Source organism: Kitasatospora putterlickiae (assembly GCF_039527695.1).
In the GTDB taxonomy this organism is placed as follows: domain Bacteria; phylum Actinomycetota; class Actinomycetes; order Streptomycetales; family Streptomycetaceae; genus Kitasatospora; species Kitasatospora putterlickiae.
Genome location: NZ_BAAAKJ010000002.1, coordinates 34,958 through 37,842, shown reverse-complemented (window position 1 = coordinate 37,842; position 2,885 = coordinate 34,958). Strand labels below are relative to the sequence as shown.

General features: G+C 77.1%; 2 protein-coding genes and 1 pseudogene. All 3 read right to left on the bottom strand.

Annotation, left to right across the window (positions count from 1 at the left end):
* A pseudogene (locus tag ABD308_RS00250) lies at nucleotides 1-624 on the bottom strand (hypothetical protein); the annotation flags it as partial.
* Complete coding sequence (locus tag ABD308_RS00245; RefSeq protein WP_344321959.1) at nucleotides 621-1,679, bottom strand: proline racemase family protein; 1,059 nt, start codon at nucleotides 1,677-1,679, stop codon at nucleotides 621-623. The pseudogene ABD308_RS00250 and the gene ABD308_RS00245, both read right to left, overlap by 4 nt.
* A partial coding sequence (locus tag ABD308_RS00240; protein WP_344321953.1) for an aldehyde dehydrogenase family protein occupies nucleotides 1,679-2,885 on the bottom strand: 1,207 nt, incomplete at its 5' end. The genes ABD308_RS00240 and ABD308_RS00245, both read right to left, overlap by 1 nt.

Sequence of the window (2,885 nt, the reverse complement as noted above, 5' to 3'; positions counted from 1 at the left end):
GCCCGCCACGCCGCGCGCCCGGGCGTACCGGGCCAGCGCCTCGGCCGGCTGCTCGCTGCGGGCGACCACGGTCACCCTGGTCAGCGGGCGGATGCCGAGCAGGGCGTCCAGGTGGCCGTACGCCTGCGGGCCGGAGCCGAACAGCACCAGGTGCGCGGCCTGCGGCACCGCCAGCCGGTCCAGCGCGACGGCGGTGACGGCCGGCGTGCGCAGCGAGGTGAGCCCGATGCCGTCCAGCAGGGCGAGCGGCTGCAGGGTCGGACCGTCGAGCAGCAGGTAGCTGCCGGTGATCCGGGGCAGCCCGGCGGCGGGGTTGGCCGGGGCGACCCCGGCGATCTTCACCCCGGTGTACGCGGCGGAGGCGGCCGGCATCAGCAGCAGCTCCCCGGCCGGCACCGGCACGGCCGAGCGGGCGGGCGCGGCCTCCGGGTCCAGCCCTTCGAGCAGCACCCGTTCGATCGCCCGGGCCGCCTCGGCGGGCGTCAGCCCGACGGGGGCCGCGGCGAGCACGTCCGTCGGGCCCGGCACGGCGGGCTGGAGCGGCTCAGCCGCCGCGCCGGGCTGTTCCAGGGCCGGGACGGTGGCCGGGGCAGCGGCCGGTGCCGTCCTCAGATCCCCGCTCACAGCAGGAACCCCGCGCCGAGGGTGTCCTGCGGGTCGAGCACGAAGCGGTGCTCGCCGGTGCGGTGCGCGGTGCCGGTCACCTCGGTGACCACGCCGTCGCCCCACGGGTCGCCGCCGGCCAGCACCCGCCCGCCGAAGACGGTGCCGACGATCGACTCGTGCCGCAGCTCCGCGCCGGGCGCGAGCCTTCCCTCGGCGGCCAGGATCGCCAGCCGCGCCGAGGTGCCGGAGCCGCAGGGCGAGCGGTCGATCTGGCCGTCCGCGAAGACGGTGACGTTGCGCTGGTTCACCCCGCCGTCCTCCGCCGGGAGTTCGTCGTACAGGATGACCCCGTAGACGCCGGACAGCCGCGGGTCCACCGGGTGCCGCACGGCCTCTGAGCCGGCCAGCGCGGCCCGGATCTCCCGCCCGATCGCGGTGAGTTCGGACAGCTGGCCGAGGCTCACCGAGAGGCCGAGCGCGGCGGCCGGCACCGAGGCGTAGCAGGCGCCGGAGTGCGCGACGGCCACCTCGACGGTGCCGCGCGAGGTCTCCACCGGCAGCTTGAGCTCGCTCACCCAGGAGGGCACGTTGCGGAACGTCACCCCGGTGGTCCGTCCGGCGGCCCGGTGGACCAGCGCGGTGACCCGGCCGGACGGCACGTCGATCCGCACCCGGGCGACGCCGTACTCGGGCGCCGCGACCAGCCCGGAGTCGACCGCCCAGGCGCCGAGCGCGATGGTGCCGTGGCCGCAGGCGGTCGAGTAGCCGTCCTTGTGCCAGAACAGCACGCCGAGGTCGGCGCCGTCGTCGTCCGGCGGCACCAGGAAGCCGCCGTACATGCCGGCGTGGCCGCGCGGCTCCCGGGTGAGCAGCTGCCGCACGTCGTCCAGCGCGCCCGGCCGGGGCGCGGTCGCGGTGCCGCCGGCTCCGATCGCGATGGCCCGCCGCTCGGCGACGCTGTCCCCGGGGATCACCGGGGCGCCGGCGACGACGATCCGGAACGGCTCTCCGGCCGTGTGGTAGTCGACGGTGTCGACCTGCACGGACCCGCCGTCGGTGGGCTGGGCCGTCATCAGGCGCCCCCGCCCGGCAGCAGGCTGACGGTGCGGCTCTGGGTGTAGAAGTCCAGCGCCGCCCGGCCCTGCTCGCGGGCGCCGTGGCTGGCGCCCTTGGCGCCGCCGAACGGCAGGTGGAAGTCGACGCCGCTGGACGGCGCGTTGACCCGGATCATGCCCGCGTTCAGCCGGTCGGCGGCGGTCAGCGCGGCGTCCAGGTCCCGGGTGTGCACCGAGGCGGACAGCGTGTACGGGGTGTCGTTGGCGATCGCGATCGCCTCGTCCAGGTCGGCCGCCTCGTGCAGCAGCGCGATCGGGCCGAAGAACTCCTCGCGCCGCAGCGGGTGCTCGTCCGGCACCCCGGCGACCAGGGTCGGCTCCAGGAACCAGCCGTCCCGCTCGGGCACGCCGCCGCCGGTCAGCACCTCGGCGCCGGCCTCCCGGGCGGAGGCGACGGCCGCGGTGATCTCGTCCCGGGTGGCCTCGTTGATGACCGGGCCGCAGGAGGTGTCGTCGACCTGGCCGAGCGCCTTGACCAGCGCCGCGCGCAGCGGCTCGAAGGCCGCGCCGACCGCGACGACCCGGCTGGTGGCGGTGCACTTCTGGCCCGCGTAGCCGGCGATCGCGTTGGCGAGGTCGGCGGCGGCCCGGTCGAAGTCGGCGTCCGGCAGGACGATCGCCGTGTTCAGCCCGCCGAGCTCGGCCTGCACCGGGATGCCGCGCTCGGTGGCGGTGCGGACGACCTGGCGGCCGACCCCGGTGGAGCCGGTGAAGGAGACCACGTCGGCCGAGGCGACCAGGGTGGTGCCCTCGGCGCCGCCGCCGGGCAGCACGGTGAAGACGTCTGCGGGCAGCCCGGCCCCGGCGGCCAGCTCGGCCAGCCGCAGGGCGACGCCGATCGCCTCCGAGGAGGGCTTGAGGACGACGCTGTTGCCGACGGCCAGCGCCGGGGCGGCCTTCCAGGTGGGGATCGCCAGCGGGAAGTTCCACGGCGTGATCAGCCCGGCGACCCCGTACGGGCGGCGGCGGGTGAGCAGCAGGCCGGGGCCGGCGGCGGTCTCGTGCACCTCGCCGGAGGCCGCGAACGGCGCCTGCGCGTTGTAGCGCCAGATCGCGACGGTGCGGGCGACCTCGCCGCGCGCCTCGGCGACCGGCTTGCCGACCTCGCGGACGATCAGCTCGGCCAGCTCCTCGGCGTGCGACTCGATCGCCTCGGCGAGCCGG